This window comes from Pseudomonas sp. (assembly GCF_036387035.1).
Taxonomy (GTDB): Bacteria; Pseudomonadota; Gammaproteobacteria; order Pseudomonadales; family Pseudomonadaceae; genus Aquipseudomonas.
Map to the genome: position 1 here is coordinate 1 of NZ_DASVUM010000071.1, position 17,844 is coordinate 17,844.

Here is a 17,844-nt window from a genome sequence, read left to right on the forward strand (position 1 = left end):
GCGGGTCTGCGGGCTGCCGCTGGCGAGCATGTCCCGGGCAATCTCCATGGCCTTGTATTCCAGGTGGCCGCCGCCGATGGTGTCGAAGATCCGCTCGGCGCTGACGACCATTTTCGAGCCGGCATTGCGCGGCGTCGAGCCACGCTCCTCGATGATGGTCACCAGCACGCAGGCCTCGCCCTGGTGCTGCAAGTCGGCAAGGGCGCTGATCCAGTTATTCATGTGATTCTCCTGATCGGCGGGTTGGCATCGATCGTACCCACGCTCTGCGTGGGCACGCTCTCCATGACGCTGCGCGTCGCTTAATCGACGCGCAGCGTCTCGGGCTGCGTTACCACGCACAGCGTGGGAACGATCTCATTGGCGACTCCTTGCGCTTCCGGTACCGCCCCCTGCAGAGCCCGCATCTGCTCACAGCCCCACAACACCCGCTCCGGGGTTGCCGGCGCATCGATATTCGGCTGATACCGGTAATCGGCCAGGCTCGCCACCGCATCCTTGATCGCGCACCAGGCCGCGATGCCCAGCATGAACGGCGGCTCTCCCACGGCTTTGGAATGAAACACCGTGTCTTCGGGGTTCTTGCGATTCTCCACCAGCTTGACGCGCAGGTCCGCCGGCATGTCAGCCACGGCCGGAATCTTGTAGCCGGCCGGGCCATTGGTCATCAGCTTGCCCTTGTCGTTCCACACCAGTTCCTCGGTCGTCAGCCAGCCCATCCCTTGAATGTAGCCGCCCTCGACCTGGCCGATGTCGATGGCCGGATTCAGCGAGGCGCCGACGTCGTGAAGAATGTCGGTGCGCAGCATCTTGTATTCGCCGGTGAGGGTGTCGACCAGCACCTCGCTGCACGCCGCGCCGAAGGCGAAGTAATAGAACGGCCGGCCGCGGGCCTGGCTGCGATCGTAGAAAATCTTCGGCGTCTTGTAGTACCCGGTGCTCGACAGCGACACCTGGCCCATCCACGCCTGCTGCGCCAGCGTCTCGAAGCTGATCACCTGCTCACCGACCCTGACGTGGCCGTTGCGAAACACCACCTGCGCCGCTTCGCACTGGTAATGCCGGGCCGCGAATTCCACCAGCCGTTGCTTGAGAATTTCCGCGGCGTTCTGCGCGGCCTTGCCGTTCAAGTCGGCGCCGCTGGATGCCGCTGTCGGTGACGTGTTCGGCACCTTGTCGGTGTTGGTCGCGGTGATCTGCACACGATCAATGTCCACCTGAAACACCTCGGCCACCACCTGCGCCACCTTGACGTTCAAGCCCTGGCCCATCTCGGTGCCGCCGTGATTGAGATGGATGCTGCCGTCGGTGTAGATGTGGATCAGCGCGCCGGCCTGATTGAGGAAACTGGCGGTGAAGGAAATGCCGAATTTCACCGGGGTCAGCGCCAGGCCTTTCTTCAGAACAGGGCTGTTGGCGTTGTAGGCCTTGATCGCTTTGCGCCGCTCGGCGTAATCACTGCTTGCTTCCAGCTCAGCGGTCATTTCATCGAGCATGTTGTGCTCGACCGTCTGGTAGTAATGCGTGACGTTGCGCTCGGTCTTGCCGTAATAGTTGGCCTTGCGCACCGCCAGCGGGTCCTTGCCCAAGTGGCGGGCGATGCTGTCCATCACCTCCTCGATGGCGACCATCCCTTGCGGGCCGCCGAAGCCGCGGTAGGCGGTGTTCGACGCGGTGTTGGTCTTGCAGCGATGGCCGTTGATGGTGGCGTCGCCGAGGTAATACGAGTTGTCCGCGTGAAACATTGCACGGTCGACGATAGAGGCCGAGAGGTCCGGCGAGTAGCCGCAGTTGCCCGCCAGCTCCAGCTCAATCCCGTGCAAGCGGCCGTTATCGTCGAAACCCACATCGTATTCGACGTAAAACGGATGCCGCTTGCCGGTCATCATCATGTCTTCCATGCGCGGCAGGCGCATTTTGGTCGGCTGACCGGTCAGCCGGGCGACCACCGCGCACAGGCACGCGGGGCTCGCGGCCTGGGTTTCCTTGCCGCCAAAGCCGCCGCCCATGCGGCGCATGTCGACGACGATCTTGTTCATCGACACGTCCAGCACTTCGGCGACTAGCTTCTGCACCTCGGTCGGGTTCTGCGTCGAGCAGTAGACGATCATGCCGCCGTCCTCGGTCGGCATGACCGACGAAATCTGCGTCTCGAGGTAAAAATGCTCCTGCCCGCCGATGTGCAGCGTGCCCTGGATCCGGTGCGGCGCGGACGCCAGCGCCGTCGCCGAATCACCGCGCTGGTGGGTGTGGCTGTCGAGCACGAAGTGTTTGGTGCGGTACGCCTGAACCACGTCGAGCACCGGCTCCAGATCTTCGTATTCAATGATCGCAGCCATCGCCGCCGTGCGCGCGGTTTCCAGATCCCGGGCGGCCACGGCAATCACCGGCTGACCGACGAACTCGACCTTGTCGATGGCCAGCAGCGGGTCGCCGGGCAGCAGCGGGCCGATGTCCTTGAGGCCTGGAATGTCTTCGTGGGTGATAGCAATGCGCACGCCGTCGAAGGCGTAGCAGGGCGACACGTCGACGCGGACGATGCGCGCATGGGCGCGGTCGGACAGCCGTGCATAGACGTGCAGCTGGTTGGGGAATTCGAGCCGGTCGTCAATGTAGACCGCTTCGCCGGACACGTGCTTGTCGGCGCTGTCGTGCTTGACGCTGCGGCCGACGCCAGTGGTCAGGTCCTGTTGAAACAGGGCGACCATTTCTTCCTGCGACCTGGCTGAAGGAGGATTAGACATAAGCTGTCACCCGCGTCTGGATGTGGGGCGTCTGCACTTCAATGAAGTACTTGCGCAGCAAGTTCTGCGCGCTAAGCAGGCGGTATTCCTTGCTCGCGCGAAAATCGGTCAATGGCGTGAAATCCTCGGCCAGTGCGGCGCAGGCGCGTTCGAGGGTCGCTGAGGTCCAGGGCTGGCCGATCAGCGCCTGCTCGCAATGGGTCGCGCGTTTGGGGATCGCCGCCATGCCGCCGAAGGCCGCGCGGGCGTCGACGATCGCGCCGTGTTCGATGTGCAGGCGGAACGCTGCGCACACCGCCGAGATGTCATCGTCCAGCCGTTTGGACACCTTGTACGCGCGAAACGTCTGCCGGGGGTTGGCTCGGGGCACGATGATGCGCTCGATGAACTCGCTTTCCTGACGCACCGTCACCCGGTAATCAATGAAGTAATCCTCCAGCGCCAGGGTGCGGGTCTGCTCGCCTTTGCGCAGCACGATCTTCGCACCCAATGCGATGAGCAGAGGCGGGGAGTCGCCAATCGGCGAGGCGTTGCCAATGTTGCCGCCCAGGGTGCCCTGATTGCGGATCTGCAGCGACGCAAAACGGTGCAGCAATTCACCGAAATCCGGGTACTCGCGGCTCAACGCGTCGTAGCAATCGGTGAGCGCCGTCGCTGCGCCGATCTCGATGCGGTCCTCGAAATGCTCGATCGTCTTCATCGCGGCCACATTGCCGACGTAGATCATCACCGGCAGCGGGCGATGGAATTGAGTCACTTCAAGGGCCAGGTCAGTGCCGCCGGCCAGCAGCCGCGCTTGGGGATGGGCCCTGTAGAGGTCGGCCAGATCGGCCACGGTCAGCGGCACCAGGCAGCGCTTGTCGCCGCTGTTCAGCTCGCCGGTTTGCGTCGGTGCGATGGCCTTGAGACGGGCGATGGTCTGAGTGTTGAGCGCATCGAACTGATCCGCGTGCGGCTGACTGCAGCACTGCTCGGCCGCGGCGAGAATCGGGCGATAACCGGTGCAGCGACACAGGTTGCCCGCGAGGGCTTCATGGGCCTGGGCCTGCCTTGTTTCGCAGGAGGCCGATTCGGCGCTGTTCTTTTGCAGCGCAAACAGCGACATGACAAACCCCGGCGTGCAGAAGCCGCACTGCGAACCGTGGCAGTCCACCATGGCCTGCTGCACGCTGTGCAAACGGCCCTGATGCTTGAGGTCTTCAACGCTGATCAGCTGCTTGCCGTGCAGCGAGGCCACGAATGTCAGACACGAATTGAGGCTGCGATAACTGAGTTGTTCCTGACCCGCAGCGTCGGTGATCAACTCGCCCACCACCACGGTACACGCGCCGCAGTCGCCGCTGGCGCAGCCCTCCTTGGTCCCGGATTTGTGCAGGTGCTCGCGCAGGTAGTTCAGCACCGTCACATTGGGGTCCAGAGCCTGTTCGGTTTTCAGTTCTTGGTTCAGGAGAAACTGGATCACGGGTCGCGCCTCGGTTTTTGTCGTTGGAAAGCACTGGTCACAGCTGCCGGCGGAAGGTCATCGAACATGCCGATGAATCTATCAGCTCTGACTATCGGGTCAATTTATTTCTGACTCAAAGGTCAAGAAATTCATTATTTCCGCATATGGCCGATAAGCCACCTGACGATCACCTTCGCAGATGGGGCATTCTTGCTCGCCACGTGTGCGGTTTTTCTGCGTGTTTCGTGCCAGTTTCCACAGTATGGCCCTGCGCCACAGGCGTGCAGTGCGATACACTCCGCCGCTTGTTTGCGACCCATGAAGTTGAAGGTAAGAAATGACGTTCAAGGCACCCGACAGCCTCGCCGAGCAGATTGCTCATCACCTCGCCGAGCGCATCATCCGTGGGGAGCTCAAGCCGGGAGAGCGGATTCAGGAGCAGAAGGTCACCGCCGCCCTGAACGTGAGCCGTGGTTCGGTGCGCGAGGCGCTGCTGATTCTCGAGCGTCGCCACTTGATTGTGATCCTGCCCCGTCGCGGCGCGCAGGTCTCGGTCCTGACCCCGCACAACATCACCAGCCTGTGCGCCCTGATGAGCGAGATGTACATCCTGCTCGGTCTTGCGGTAGCGCGAAGCTGGAAGGAGCCTGTCGAACTGGCGCCGTTCATGCAGATTCAGCAGCGGCTCATCGCCAGCTGCGAGCGGCAGGACGTCAAGGGTTTCGTCGAAGAGAGCTTCCACGTCATGCGCGCGGCCTATGCGTTTGCCAACAACCCGTACCTGGAAGAGACCGTCGAGAACCTGCAGCCGTCCATGAGTCGCTTCTACTTCCTCGCCCTGGATCAACGCCAGGCGGAGATGAGCGAATACCTGACCCTGTTCGGCCAATTGCTCGACGCGGTCATGGCGCGGGACCTGGCGCGCATTCGCGACGTGCTGACCTGCTACGCCGAGCGCAGCTGCCAGTCCGTGCTGTCTGCCCTGGCGGCCAGCTGATTCATGCGCCTCAAATGCATCAGGCTGGCCGGGTTCAAGTCGTTCGTCGACCCGACGACGGTGAACTTCCCCAGCAACATGGCGGCCGTGGTCGGCCCCAACGGATGCGGCAAGTCCAATATCATCGATGCGGTGCGCTGGGTCATGGGCGAAAGCTCGGCCAAGAACCTGCGCGGCGAGTCGATGACCGACGTCATTTTCAACGGCTCCACCAGCCGCAAACCGGTGAGCCAGGCGAGCATCGAGCTGGTCTTCGACAACTCTGACGGCACCCTCGTCGGGGAGTACGCCAGCTACGCGGAAATTTCCATCCGCCGCAAAGTGACCCGCGACAGCCAGAACAGTTATTACCTCAACGGCACCAAGTGCCGTCGCCGCGACATCACCGACATTTTCCTCGGCACCGGCCTGGGCCCGCGCAGCTATTCGATCATCGAGCAGGGCATGATCTCCAAGCTGATCGAAGCCAAGCCCGAAGACCTGCGCAATTTCATTGAAGAAGCGGCCGGCATCTCCAAGTACAAGGAACGCCGCCGCGACACCGAAAACCGTATCCGCCGCACCCACGAGAACCTCGCGCGCCTGACCGACTTGCGCGACGAGCTGGGTCGGCAGCTGGAGCGCTTGCAGCGCCAGGCTCAGGCGGCCGAGAAGTACCAGGAATACAAAGCCGAAGAACGTCAGCTCAAGGCGCAGCTCTCGGCATTGCGCTGGCAGGCGCTGAACGAGCAAGTGGCCCAGCGCGAATCGGTCATCGGCAATCAAGAGGTGGGCTTCGAGTCTTTGGTCGCCGACCAGCGCAGCGCCGATGCCGTCATCGAGCGCCTGCGCGACGGTCATCACGACCTGTCCGAACGCTTCAATCTGGTGCAGGGGCGCTTTTATTCCGTGGGTGGCGACATCGCCCGGGTCGAGCAGAGCATCCAGCACGGCCAGCAACGCTTGCGCCAGTTGCAGGACGACCTGCGCGAAGCCGAGCGCGCGCGGCTGGAGACCGAGTCCCACCTGGGCCACGACCGCACGTTGCTGGCGACCCTGGGCGAAGAGCTGGAAATGCTTGAGCCGGAGCAGGAAATTACCCTCGCGGCCGCGGAAGAATCCGCCGTCGCGCTGGAAGACGCCGAAACCGCCATGCACGGCTGGCAGGAACAATGGGACGCCTTCAACCTGACGTCAGCCGAGCCTCGGCGTCAGGCAGAAGTACAGCAGTCGCGCATTCAGCAACTGGAAACCAGCCTGGAGCGCTTGGCTGAGCGTCAGCGGCGTTTGGGGGAAGAGCGTCAGTTGCTCGCGGCTGATCCTGAGGACGCCGCGATTCTCGAACTCAGCGAAGACCTTGCCGCGCGGGAGATGGCTTTCGAAGAACTCACCGCCGAAGAAGAACACCTGATCGAGCGCCTTGAACAGCTGCGTCTCGACCTGCAACAGGCTACGCAGGCGCAACAACAGGCTCAAGGCGACTTGCAGCGGCTGAACGGCCGCCTCGCGTCGCTGGAAGCGCTGCAACAGGCGGCCCTCGATCCGGGCACCGGCACCGCCGAATGGCTGCGCGACCACCAACTCAACGAGCGCCCGCGCCTGGCCGAAGGGTTGCGCGTTGAGGCTGGCTGGGAAATGGCTGTGGAAACCGTACTGGGCGCCGACCTCAATGCAGTACTGGTGGATGATTTCGCCGGGCTCGATCTGGCCGGCTTCAGTCAGGGCGACCTGCGCCTGGTGAGCCCTGGCACCGACGTCGCGCGCATACCCGGCAGTCTGCTGGACAAGGTCGACACCGACGTCGATCTGACCCACTGGCTGGGCCAGGTCAAACCCGTTGAAAGCCTCGACGATGCGCTGGCGCTGCGCGGGCAGTTGGGCGCCGGCGAGAGCCTGATCAGCCGTGACGGCTATTGGGTCGGCCGCGATTTTCTGCGCGTACGCCGCGCCAGCGAAGCCGAAAGCGGTGTGCTGGCGCGGGGTCAGGAATTGCAGCGTCTGGAAGCCGAGCGCGAGGAGCGCGAAGCGACCCTGGCTGCCCTGGATGAGCAACTGCTGACCCAGCGCGAACAGCAACGCACACAGGAAGACAACCGCGAACAACTGCGCCGCCGCTTGCAGGAAGAGGCCCGCCAGCAAAGCGAACTCAAGGCGCAGTTGTCCGCCGCCAAAGCCAAGGTCGAGCAACTGACCCTGCGCCGCACGCGGCTGGATGAAGAGTTGACCGAGCTGGCCGAACAGCGCGCCATGGAGCAGGAAACCCTCGGCGAATCCCGCCTGCAGTTGCAGGACGCCCTCGACAGCATGGCCCTGGACACCGAACAGCGCGAGCTGCTGCTGGCCCGGCGCGACAGCCTGCGCGAGCGGCTGGACCGCGTGCGCCAGGAAGCCCGCCAGCACAAGGATCACGCCAACCAGCTGGCCGTGCGCCTGGGTTCGTTGCGCGCTCAGCATGATTCCACGCGTCAGGCGCTGGAGCGTCTGGAAATGCAGTCCGAGCGCCTGACGGAAAAGCGCGAGCAACTGAGCCTGAATCTGGAGGAGGGTGCCGCGCCGCTCGAAGAACTGCGCATGAAGCTCGAAGAGCTGCTGGAAAAGCGCATGGTGGTCGACGAAGAGATGCGCACGGCCAAGAACGCGCTCGAAGACGCCGACCGCGAACTGCGCGAAGCGGAGAAACGTCGCAACCAGGCCGAGCAGCAATCGCAGTTGCTGCGCGGGCAACTGGAGCAGCAGCGCCTGGAATGGCAAACGCTGACCGTGCGACGCAAGGCGCTTCAGGAGCAATTGCACGAAGACGGCTACGACCTGGACGGCGTACTGGCGACCCTCACCGCCGACGCCAACGAGAAAGCCGCCGAAGAAGAGCTGGAGCGCATCGCCGCGCGGATTCAGCGCCTCGGCGCCATCAACCTGGCGGCCATCGACGAGTACCAACAGCAGTCCGAGCGCAAGCGCTACCTCGATGCCCAGGACGCCGATCTGGTCGAAGCGCTGGATACCCTGGAAAACGTGATTCGCAAGATCGACAAGGAAACGCGTAACCGATTCAAAGAGACCTTTGATCAGATAAACAGCGGAATTCAGGCACTGTTTCCAAAAGTTTTCGGTGGCGGCAGCGCTTACTTGGAACTGACGGGCGAAGATTTACTCGATACAGGGGTGACAATCATGGCGCGTCCTCCCGGCAAGAAAAACAGCACGATTCATTTGCTGTCCGGGGGTGAGAAAGCCTTGACCGCGCTGGCGCTCGTTTTTGCCATCTTCAAGCTCAATCCGGCGCCGTTCTGCATGCTCGACGAGGTCGATGCGCCGCTGGACGACGCCAACGTGGGGCGCTATGCCCGGTTGGTCAAGGAGATGTCACAAACGGTGCAGTTCATCTACATCACCCACAACAAGATCGCCATGGAAATGGCTGATCAATTGATGGGTGTCACCATGCACGAGCCGGGCTGTTCGCGGCTGGTGGCGGTGGACGTAGAGGAGGCGATGGCGCTGGTGGAGTCGTAGCAAAATGCGCAGTTGATCGCGAGGCGGTCATGCAGATTCAGCAGGAAAAGTGGTGCCCGGACGCCCAGTACAGGAATCACCGCCGCAGCGTGACAGATGCTTGTGACCTGCCAGATGTAACAGACGGTGTAAAGTTGCCTTTGGTCGTGCTAGCTTAATGTCCACTTTTTCATTTCGCGTGGGTAAAAGGCCATTCAGAACATAGAGTTGGCTCCACGTTTTAAAGGGGTTTGCGCCCTTAATTTTCAGAATTTTATTAGAGGCACGGGACTACATGGAAATCGGTCTGCGAGAGTGGCTGATCGTCATCGGCATTATTGTCATTGCCGGTATTCTGTTTGATGGCTGGCGCCGGATGCGTGGTGGCAAGGGCAAATTGAAATTCAGGCTGGACCGCAGCTTCTCCAACGTGCCGGACGATGACGAACCGACGTCCGCTGAAGTGCTGGGCCCTGCACGCGTCCTGGACACCCATAAGGAGCCCAAGCTCGACGAACACGACCTGCCGACCATGAGCGCAGCACCCCGTGAGCGCGCCGAGCGTGAACCACGACGCGGCAAGCGCAAGGGCGAGCCGCATCAGGGCGACCTGAACCTGAGCGCCAATGGCCCCGACCTGTTCAGTGCCCGCGACGATGATTTCCCGGACGACAAGCCGAACCAGCGCATCACCGAAGACAAGGACCTGCCACCGGTCGAAGAAGTGCTGGTGATCAGCGTGATTTCCCGGGACGAAAGCGGCTTCAAGGGCCCGGCGCTGTTGCAGAACATTCTGGAAAGCGGCCTGCGCTTCGGCGAGATGGACATTTTTCACCGTCACGAAAGCATGGCCGGCAATGGCGAAGTGCTGTTTTCGATGGCCAATGCGGTCAAGCCGGGCGTGTTCGATCTGGACGATATCGACCATTTCAGCACCCGTGCCGTGAGCTTCTTCCTGGGTTTGCCAGGGCCGCGTCATCCGAAGCAGGCCTTTGATGTCATGGTCGCCGCTGCGCGCAAGCTGGCCCATGAGCTGAACGGTGAGTTGAAAGACGATCAGCGCAGCGTCATGACCGCGCAGACCATCGAACACTACCGCCAGCGCATCGTCGAGTTCGAACGCCGCGCCTTGACCCAGCGTCGTTGATTGGCGCTACGCTTATTGAAGGACGCAGTTCTGTAGGAGCGTGGCTTGTCCCGCGATCTGGCGCGAAGCGGCGGTAGATCTGACGGAGGTGGTATCAGGTACATCGCGTTTGTCGACTGGCGACTGCTGCCCAGCCGATCGCGGGACAAGCCGCGCTCCCACAGGTTTTGCATGTACCACGATTGAGCAGCTTCGGCTGCTCTTTTGCATTTCGAGAACACACTTATGAAAGCCGCCGAAACCCGCATCCTTGAACTGCGCGCTGAGCTGGATCAGCACAACTACCGCTATCACGTGCTCGACGAGCCGAGCATTCCGGACGTTGAATACGACCGGCTGTTCCACGAGCTGAAGGCGCTGGAGGCAGAGAATCCGCACCTGGTGACCCCGGACTCGCCGACGCAGCGGGTTGGCAGTGCGGCGTTGTCGGCATTTACCCAGGTGCGGCACGAAATTCCCATGCTCAGCCTTGGCAACGCCTTCGAAGAAACCGACATGCTGGAGTTCGATCGTCGGGTCAACGAAGGGCTGGATCTGCCTGCCTCTTCAAAGAAGGTTGAATACAGCTGCGAGCCGAAACTCGACGGCCTGGCGGTCAGCCTGCTCTATCAGAACGGCGCACTGGTTCGCGGTGCTACGCGGGGTGACGGCACCACCGGCGAAGACATTAGCGTCAACGTGCGCACCGTGCGCAATATTCCGCTGAAGCTGCACGGCGAGGGCTGGCCGGAGACCCTTGAAGTGCGCGGCGAAGTGTTCATGTCCAAGGCCGGTTTCGAGCGTCTGAATGCAAGCCAGCTGGAGATCGGCGGCAAGACGTTCGCCAACCCGCGCAACGCGGCGGCCGGCAGCCTGCGCCAGCTGGATTCGAAAATTACCGCCAACCGCCCGCTGGAGTTCTGCTGTTATGGCATCGGCCAGGTGTCCCACGACATCGCTGACACCCACACCGGCAACCTGCAGCAGTTGAAAACGTGGGGCATACCGATCAGCCGTGAGATGAAAATCGCCCACGGCATCGAAGACTGCCTGAAGTACTACCACGACATCGGCGAGAAACGTCTGTCGCTGCCGTACGAAATCGACGGCGTGGTGTTCAAGGTGAACAGCATTGCCTCCCAGCGCGAGCTGGGGTTCCGCGCCCGCGAACCGCGCTGGGCCATCGCCCACAAATTCCCCGCCATGGAAGAGCTCACCGAACTGCTCGACGTCGAATTCCAGGTCGGCCGCACCGGCGCGGTCACGCCGGTTGCCCGTTTGAAGCCGGTCAAAGTGGCTGGCGTGACCGTCGCCAATGCCACGCTGCACAACATGGATGAAGTGGCGCGCCTGGGCCTGATGATCGGCGACACGGTCATCATCCGCCGCGCCGGCGACGTGATTCCGCAGGTGGTGCAGGTCGTGCAGGAGCGCCGTCCCGATCACGCCCGCGCTGTCGAGATCCCGCAGACCTGCCCGGTGTGTGGCTCGCAGGTCGAGCGCACCCAACTGATCAAGCGCAGCAAGGGCAAGGAAACCATCAGCGAGGGCGCGGTGTATCGCTGCGTCGGACGTCTGGCCTGCGGCGCGCAGCTCAAGCAGGCGATTATCCATTACGTGTCGCGCCGGGCGATGGACATCGAAGGATTGGGCGACAAGACCATTGAGCAACTGGTGGACGAGAAGCTCATCGGCTCGCCGGCCGATCTGTACAAGCTGACCCACGATCAGATCATCGATCTGGAGGGTTTCGCCGAGATCTCCACCAACAAGTTGCTCAAGGCCATCGACGACAGCAAGCAGCCGACGCTGGCGCGTTTCATCTACGCGCTGGGCATTCCGGACGTAGGCGAGGAGACGGCCAAGGTGTTGGCGCGCTCTTTGGGGTCGCTTGAGCGGGTCATTGTGGCGCTGCCGGAGGTGCTGACCTATCTGCCGGACGTGGGGCTGGAAGTGGCCCATGAAATCCACAGTTTCTTCGAGGACGCGCACAACCAGGACGTCATCAACGCGCTGCTCGGCGAGTGCCAGATGGTACTGCAGGACACGGGTGATCTGGGTGCGGAGTTCGCGGCGAGTGCGACCTTGGGCGGGATGCTGGACAAGTTGAATATTCCGTCGGTGGGGCCGGGCGCGGCGCAGAAGCTGGCGGACAAGTTCGGCACCCTTGAGGCGGTCGTTTCGGCGGACTGGCTGGACATGCGGCAGACGTTGCCGGAGAAGCAGGCGCAAGCGGTGAGGGCGTTTTTCGATGTGCCTGAGAACGCTCAGCGTGCCTTGGCGATCGAGCAGCAGCTGAAGGATTTCGGCATGCACTGGCAGAGTGAGAAGAAGGTGGTCGAGGGGCTGCCGCTGGCCGGGCAGACGTGGGTGCTGACCGGGTCGCTGGAGCTGATGAGCCGGGATGTGGCGAAGGACAAGCTGGAGGGGCTGGGGGCAAAGGTGTCCGGTTCGGTGTCGGCAAAGACTCACACGGTGGTGGCCGGGCCGGGCGCGGGCTCGAAGCTGACCAAGGCGAATGAGTTGGGGTTGAAGGTGCTGGACGAAGAGGCGTTTGTGGCGTTTCTGAAACAACACGGCGTTGACTTGAGCTAGATCAGAGTCAGGATCAGGAACAAGATCAAGGGCGTCTGCCTGGGGGCAGACTGTTTCGCCTTCGGCGAGTTACTTGTTAAAGCCCCGCTCTTTGTTCAAAGGGCAGCCAAGGGCTTGTGCTCCTGGTTGGTTCCTCCTTCATCGGAATACCTTCACTCCGGTCTTGCTCCGTGGGCCCGCGCCGAACGGACATCCATGTCCTGACGGCGCTCTCGCCGCATCCATGCGGCTCGGCCCACTGCGCAAGACCTGCGTTCAGCCTGCACCCAAGTCGCGATTGGCGTCGTCTGAGCTTCTCGGGTACGAAGATCAAAAGCGCTTAGTAGGACCGGCTTTAGCCGGGAAGCCTTGGATCTTGATCGTTCCCAATCTCTGCGTGGGAATGCATCCCCTGACGCTCCGCGTCACCGGTCTCACTGGCTCCACGCACTGCTGTTAGTGGGACCGGCTTTAGCCGGGAAGGGGCCGGCTCCGTCACCATCAATTCTACGGCGTGTGATCGTCCCCACGCTCTGCGTGGGCACGCAGCCCAGGACGCTCCGCGTCCATTCCCGGCTAAAGCCGGTCCCACAAGGGTACGAGGTGTGTCTGTTTTTGATCGTTCCCACGCTCTGCGTGGGCACGCAGCCCAGGACGCTCCGCGTCCATTCCCGGCTAAAGCCGGTCCCACAAGGGTATGAGGTGTGTCAGTGGGACCGGCTTCAGCCGGGAAGCCCTTGATCCGCTCTTGATCTTCATACGCAGAAGGTCCAGACACCGCCAAACGCGACTTGGGTGCAGGCTGAACGGAGGTTTCGGGCAGTGGGTCGAGCCGCATGGATGCGGCGAGAGCGCCGTCAGGACAGGGATGTCCGTTCGGCGCGGGCCCACGGAGCGGGACCGGAGTGAAGGAACCCGACGAAGTCGGGCCCAACCAGGAGCAGACACCCTTGGTTACTTGGGGTGTTTTTCCAAGTAACTCGCCGAAGGCGAAATGTCCGCCGTCAGGCGGATTGGGACCTACGTGAGGTAGTGTGGACGAGGGTGGGACCAAGGGTAAAAAATCCACGGAACCCCCACCACCCTTGGCGTTCTAGTGCTTGCAGCCCTCCCTCAGGATATCGCCATGTTCCAGTTCTTCGAGCAACTCAGCACCCGGATCGCGGCGCCATTCGCCGGTGAGAGCAAACGCAACAGCAAGGTCTGGCAGTGCCGGTGTGGACAGTCGGTGTTCTTCCGCAACAGTCAATGCCTGGCGTGCTCGGCGGCGTTGGGGTACTTGCCCGAGCAGAGCAAGGTCGCCGCGCTGGAACCAGGGCCGGACGCGCAGACCTGGCGCCTGAGGGATGAACCCCAGGCCGGGCTCTACCGGCGTTGCGCTAATCTCGACACAGCGGCCGCCTGCAACTGGGTGTTTCCGGCGCTGAACGTCGGCGAGTTCTGCATCGCCTGCAGCCTCAACAAGACCATTCCCGACCTGTCCGTGCCCGAGAATCCCGAGCGCTGGGGCAAGATCGAGACCGCCAAACGCCGGCTGGTCGCGCAATTGATCACCCTTGGCCTTCAGGTCATCCCGAAAAGCGTTGATGAAGAGCGCGGGCTGGCCTTCGAATTCCTCGGCGTGGACCTCGAAGGCAACTTGCCCACCACTGGCCACGCCAGTGGCTTGATCACCCTCAACGTCGAGGAAGCGGACGACGCCATTCGCGAGAAGGTTCGCGTGCAGATGCACGAACCCTACCGCACGCTGCTCGGGCATTTCCGGCACGAGGTGGGGCACTATTACTGGGATCGGCTGATTGCCGACACCTATTGGCAGGATGGCTTTCGCAACCTGTTCGGCGACGACCGCGCCAGCTACGCCGATGCCCTTGATCATCACTACCAGAACGGCGCGCCGGCCGACTGGCAGCAAAGTTTTGTCAGCGCCTACGCCACCATGCACCCGTGGGAAGACTGGGCCGAGACCTGGGCGCATTACCTGCACATGATGGACGCGGTCGACACCGCGCTGAGTCTGGGCATGAGCGCCCGGGACATGGAACTCGACTACCAGCCGTTTCCGCTGGAAACCTTGTACGACCCTCAGCACCCTGGCGGTCCGGCGTTCCTCTCGTTCGTCAACGCGTGGATCGAACTGGCCGGCATGCTCAATGAATTGTCCCGCGCCATGGGGCAAGCGGATTTCTATCCGTTCGTGCTGCCGCCGGCGGTCATCACCAAGCTGCATTTCATCCATTTGGTCATACAAGGCGCGGGCGGCAAGGCCGACGAAGTGCTGCAAGTGCAGTAATCACCTCATGTGAGTGGTTGCCAGTAGCCATTAGTACAAAGCGATGAAAGGGATTTCACCGCTTGTCCGCGACGCCTGCACAGCCGAAAAAGGGATGCTATTTTCCCTATACATATCGTTTTGATACTACTGGCGAAGCGTTTGGCGAAGCGGTCTAAAAGGGATTTCAGTTATGGCCACCCGTGCTCCATTGCCCAAAAACGAGCGTTCCCGTCTTTCGCGCATTACCCACATGGGGCTTATCGATGCGACGGCCGACGATGTGCTCGACCACGTCGTTTCGATGGTGACCCACTACTTCGAGGTTCCCATCGCCCTCGTTTCCATCATCAGCGAGCACCGCCAATGGTTTCGGGCACGGGCGGGCATCGAGGAGCGCGAGACATCCCGGGAGGTGGCCTTCTGCGCCTATACCATCCTCGGTCACGAAACCTTTCAGGTCCCTGACGCAATGCTCGACCCGCGATTCAGCGACAATCCGCTGGTGACCGGTGAGCCCCATATCCGTTTCTACGCTGGCGTGCCGTTGGTCACAGCCGATGGCCTGGCCCTGGGCACGCTGTGCATCATCGACAACACACCTCGGCCCGCCCTCGGCCAGCGCGATCTGGCAATGCTGGAGATGTACGGCCAGTTGGTAATGAAGCGACTCAACAACCTGCGCCACGCCAGTTACGTCGATCAGCCCACCGGGCTGTTCAACCGGCTGCGACTGGAAGAAGACCTCGCGGCGCTGGCGGATCGGCGTAAATACGCGCTGGTTGCGCTGGACATGGTTGCGCCAGCATTTCTCGACAGCATCGTCAAAGCGCTCGGCTACAGCTTCGCGCAGGAACTGGTGCGCTGCATGATTGAAAACTGCCGCAGCCAGCTGCCCACCGACACTGCCCTTTATAAAGTCAGCCCGACGCGCATCGCGCTGATTACCCGTCACGCCCGTCCGGCGCAGTCGGAGCAGCTCTTCCTGCAGCTACTCGAGCATTTTCGGCGGCCGCTGGTTTGCCGCAACATTCCTATCCAGATGGACGTCGGCATCGGCGTGTTGCCGCTGGGCCTGGACCGCTGCGATGAGCACGACTGGATTCGGCTGGTGGTCAGCGCGGCAGACGAAGCCCGCGGCAAGTCGACCGGGTGGCGCTGGTACGAGCCGCACCTGGACTTCGCCCAGCAGCGGGCCTTCATGCTCCTGGCGGCGCTGGCCGAAGCGGTGCGCAGCCCCGATCAGCTGTCGCTGGTGTATCAACCGCGGCTGGAGGTGGCGACCGGGCGCATCGTTACGGTCGAAGCGTTGCTGCGTTGGCAACATCCCGTGCTCGGCCCGATCAGTCCGGTGGAGTTCATTCCGCTGGCGGAAAAGACCGCACTGATTCGTTCGCTCAGTCTCTGGGTGCTGCACAAAACCGTTGCCCAGGCCGCGCTCTGGCAAAAACAGGGCTACGCCTTCAAGGTGGCAATGAACGTCTCCGCCATCGACCTGGGCAATTCTTCGTTCAGTGACGCGCTGTTGGCGCAATTCACCAGCAGCGGCCTTGATCCCAGTGGCTTTGAGCTTGAGTTCACTGAAAGTGCGTTGTGCGATAACCCCGAGGTGACCCGCCTGCAACTTGAGCGCTTGCGCGCGTTGAACATCGACATCGCCATCGACGACTTCGGCACCGGTTACAGCAACTGGACCTACTTGCGGCAGCTCCCGGCCACCACGGTCAAGCTGGACAAATCGCTGGTGGAAAACATAGACAGCGACGAAAAGGATCGCGGCCTGGTGGAGGCCATCGTCGATCTGGCCAAGCGGCTCGGCTACCGCGTCGTTGCCGAAGGTGCGGAAACCGAGCGCGTCTACGGCATCCTCTGCGAGCTGGGCTGCGACGAAGTGCAAGGCTTCCTCGTCGCACGTCCCATGACCGTCACTGCGCTCGAGCACTGGATGAACGGCGAGCGCAGCAGCAAGGTTCGGCAGCTGCGATCACTGGCGCATTAAGCGTTACAGCGTCAGACGCAGGTAGCGTTCGAAGCCGGCCTGATTGCAACTGCTTTCGGGCAGTTCCTGCCAGCCCAGCGTCAGGTACAGCTGACGCGCCGGGTGGTTGCCGACCTCCACGGCCAGCATCAACTGCTCCGTTTCGGGCCATAAATCCCTCACCAACGCAGGCAGCGCCCGCAGGCACTGCTTACCCAGCCCCTGGCCTTGAAAGCGTCGATCGATCATCAATGCGTGCAGCGTGGTCGTCACATCGGCACGCTCGCGTGCCCAGTCCGGTAACAGCGATCCGCGCTTGAGCACGAAAAACCCTCGGGGGATGTCGTCGATCAGCAGCACGAAGCCTTGAATGTCGCAGACGGGGCGGGCGGTCAGCGTGTGCAGACCGCCATGGATATCGCCGACGTGCCTGATCTGTTCAGCGTGCAGTGCGATGTCCAGCAGCTCCTGCTGCTGGGCCGGAGCAAGCGATTCATGGCGGGTGAGAGTTAAGTGCATCGGGGCGTACCTGTGTGTTGCGTCTTGCCAGGGCGGAGCATGCGCAAGCCGAGGCCGTGCGGGCTGCAAAAAATCAGGCGCCATTGTGCCGCATCCGGGCCCTGGGCAATGCGTTCATGCAGGCGGCGAGGGGTTGGACGGGCTCAAAATCTTAATCTGAAACAAGAGGTTGTAACTTCGCGCGAGACCGGTACAATGGCGCGGCTCGCCACTGGCGAGCGTCGTTATGGTGACCCCATCGGTCCCCCCGCAACGATTACCCGTGAACCTGGTCAGAGCCGGAAGGCAGCAGCCACAGCGGGAACATTGTGTGCCGGGGTGTGGCTGGTGGGGTTGCCTCCATAACGAGATCTCGTCGCAATGACGAGAGATTATCTTCACAGCCCTCGCGGCTTGATTCTGCTTTGATCTCCCCCATTTCCTGAACAAACTTGATAACGGCCTGACCGTTTCTGACCTGACACTGCTGTCTGGTCTGCGGCTCATTGCGCCCACCCACGGGCCAAATAAATCTGCCCTCCTTGTGAATCAATACGATAGTCTTCGCACCATTGTCGATACGGACACCTGACTGGAACGCGATTGATGGCCCCTGATGACTATCTGGTAATGAGCAGCGCGGAGTGGGCGGGGCTGCGCGCCAGTACGCCATTGACGTTGTCGGAAGAAGATCTGGCCGCATTGCGAGGCGTGAACGAGGACATCTCGCTGGAAGATGT

General features: G+C 62.1%; 10 protein-coding genes and 1 other RNA gene. 7 read left to right on the forward strand and 4 right to left on the reverse strand.

All coding sequences use genetic code 11. From position 1 onward, the window contains the following. The 3 genes from VF672_RS06485 to xdhA all read right to left on the reverse strand — a co-directional run. Positions 1–222: XdhC family protein (locus VF672_RS06485; protein WP_331102676.1), on the reverse strand; the 222-nt coding region annotated here is incomplete at its 3' end. 80 nt (positions 223–302) lie between these two features. After that, a complete protein-coding gene (gene xdhB / locus VF672_RS06490) occupies positions 303–2,744 on the reverse strand; it encodes a xanthine dehydrogenase molybdopterin binding subunit (protein ID WP_331102679.1) in 2,442 nt (813 codons plus the stop codon). Beyond that, a complete protein-coding gene (gene xdhA, locus VF672_RS06495) occupies positions 2,737–4,206 on the reverse strand; it encodes a xanthine dehydrogenase small subunit (protein ID WP_331102681.1) in 1,470 nt (489 codons plus the stop codon). The genes xdhB and xdhA overlap by 8 nt, the downstream gene beginning before the upstream one ends. A 319-nt stretch (positions 4,207–4,525) precedes the next feature. On the opposite strand from xdhA, the gene VF672_RS06500 reads away from it, so the two are divergent. The 6 genes from VF672_RS06500 (at position 4,526) to VF672_RS06525 (ending at position 16,627) form a co-directional block, all read left to right on the forward strand. Beyond that, positions 4,526–5,185, forward strand: a complete 660-nt coding sequence (locus VF672_RS06500; protein WP_331102683.1) for a GntR family transcriptional regulator — start codon at positions 4,526–4,528, stop codon at positions 5,183–5,185. 3 nt (positions 5,186–5,188) lie between these two features. Beyond that, positions 5,189–8,677, forward strand: coding sequence for a chromosome segregation protein SMC (smc, locus tag VF672_RS06505; protein WP_331102685.1), 3,489 nt, complete (start codon positions 5,189–5,191; stop codon positions 8,675–8,677). Between the two features lie 274 nt (positions 8,678–8,951). Next, entirely contained in the window at positions 8,952–9,803 is an 852-nt protein-coding gene (zipA, locus tag VF672_RS06510) for a cell division protein ZipA (RefSeq protein ID WP_331102687.1), read from the forward strand. Positions 9,804–10,028: 225 nt separating this feature from the next. Further along, positions 10,029–12,377, forward strand: a complete 2,349-nt coding sequence (gene ligA, locus VF672_RS06515) for an NAD-dependent DNA ligase LigA (protein ID WP_331102689.1) — start codon at positions 10,029–10,031, stop codon at positions 12,375–12,377. A 1,105-nt stretch (positions 12,378–13,482) separates the two neighbouring features. Beyond that, the gene (locus VF672_RS06520) at positions 13,483–14,649 is read left to right on the forward strand and encodes a zinc-binding metallopeptidase family protein (protein WP_331102691.1); all 1,167 of its coding nucleotides are present in this window, start codon (positions 13,483–13,485) and stop codon (positions 14,647–14,649) included. A gap of 172 nt (positions 14,650–14,821) precedes the next feature. Continuing rightward, entirely contained in the window at positions 14,822–16,627 is a 1,806-nt protein-coding gene (locus tag VF672_RS06525) for a putative bifunctional diguanylate cyclase/phosphodiesterase (RefSeq protein WP_331102694.1), read from the forward strand. A gap of 3 nt (positions 16,628–16,630) precedes the next feature. On the opposite strand, the gene VF672_RS06530 is transcribed toward VF672_RS06525, so the two are convergent. Next, positions 16,631–17,125, reverse strand: a complete 495-nt coding sequence (locus VF672_RS06530; protein WP_331102696.1) for a GNAT family N-acetyltransferase — start codon at positions 17,123–17,125, stop codon at positions 16,631–16,633. A 236-nt stretch (positions 17,126–17,361) separates the two neighbouring features. Between VF672_RS06530 and ffs the strand changes: the two genes are divergently transcribed. Continuing rightward, an RNA gene (gene ffs / locus VF672_RS06535) (signal recognition particle sRNA small type) lies at positions 17,362–17,458 on the forward strand. Positions 17,459–17,844 lie beyond the last annotated feature (386 nt).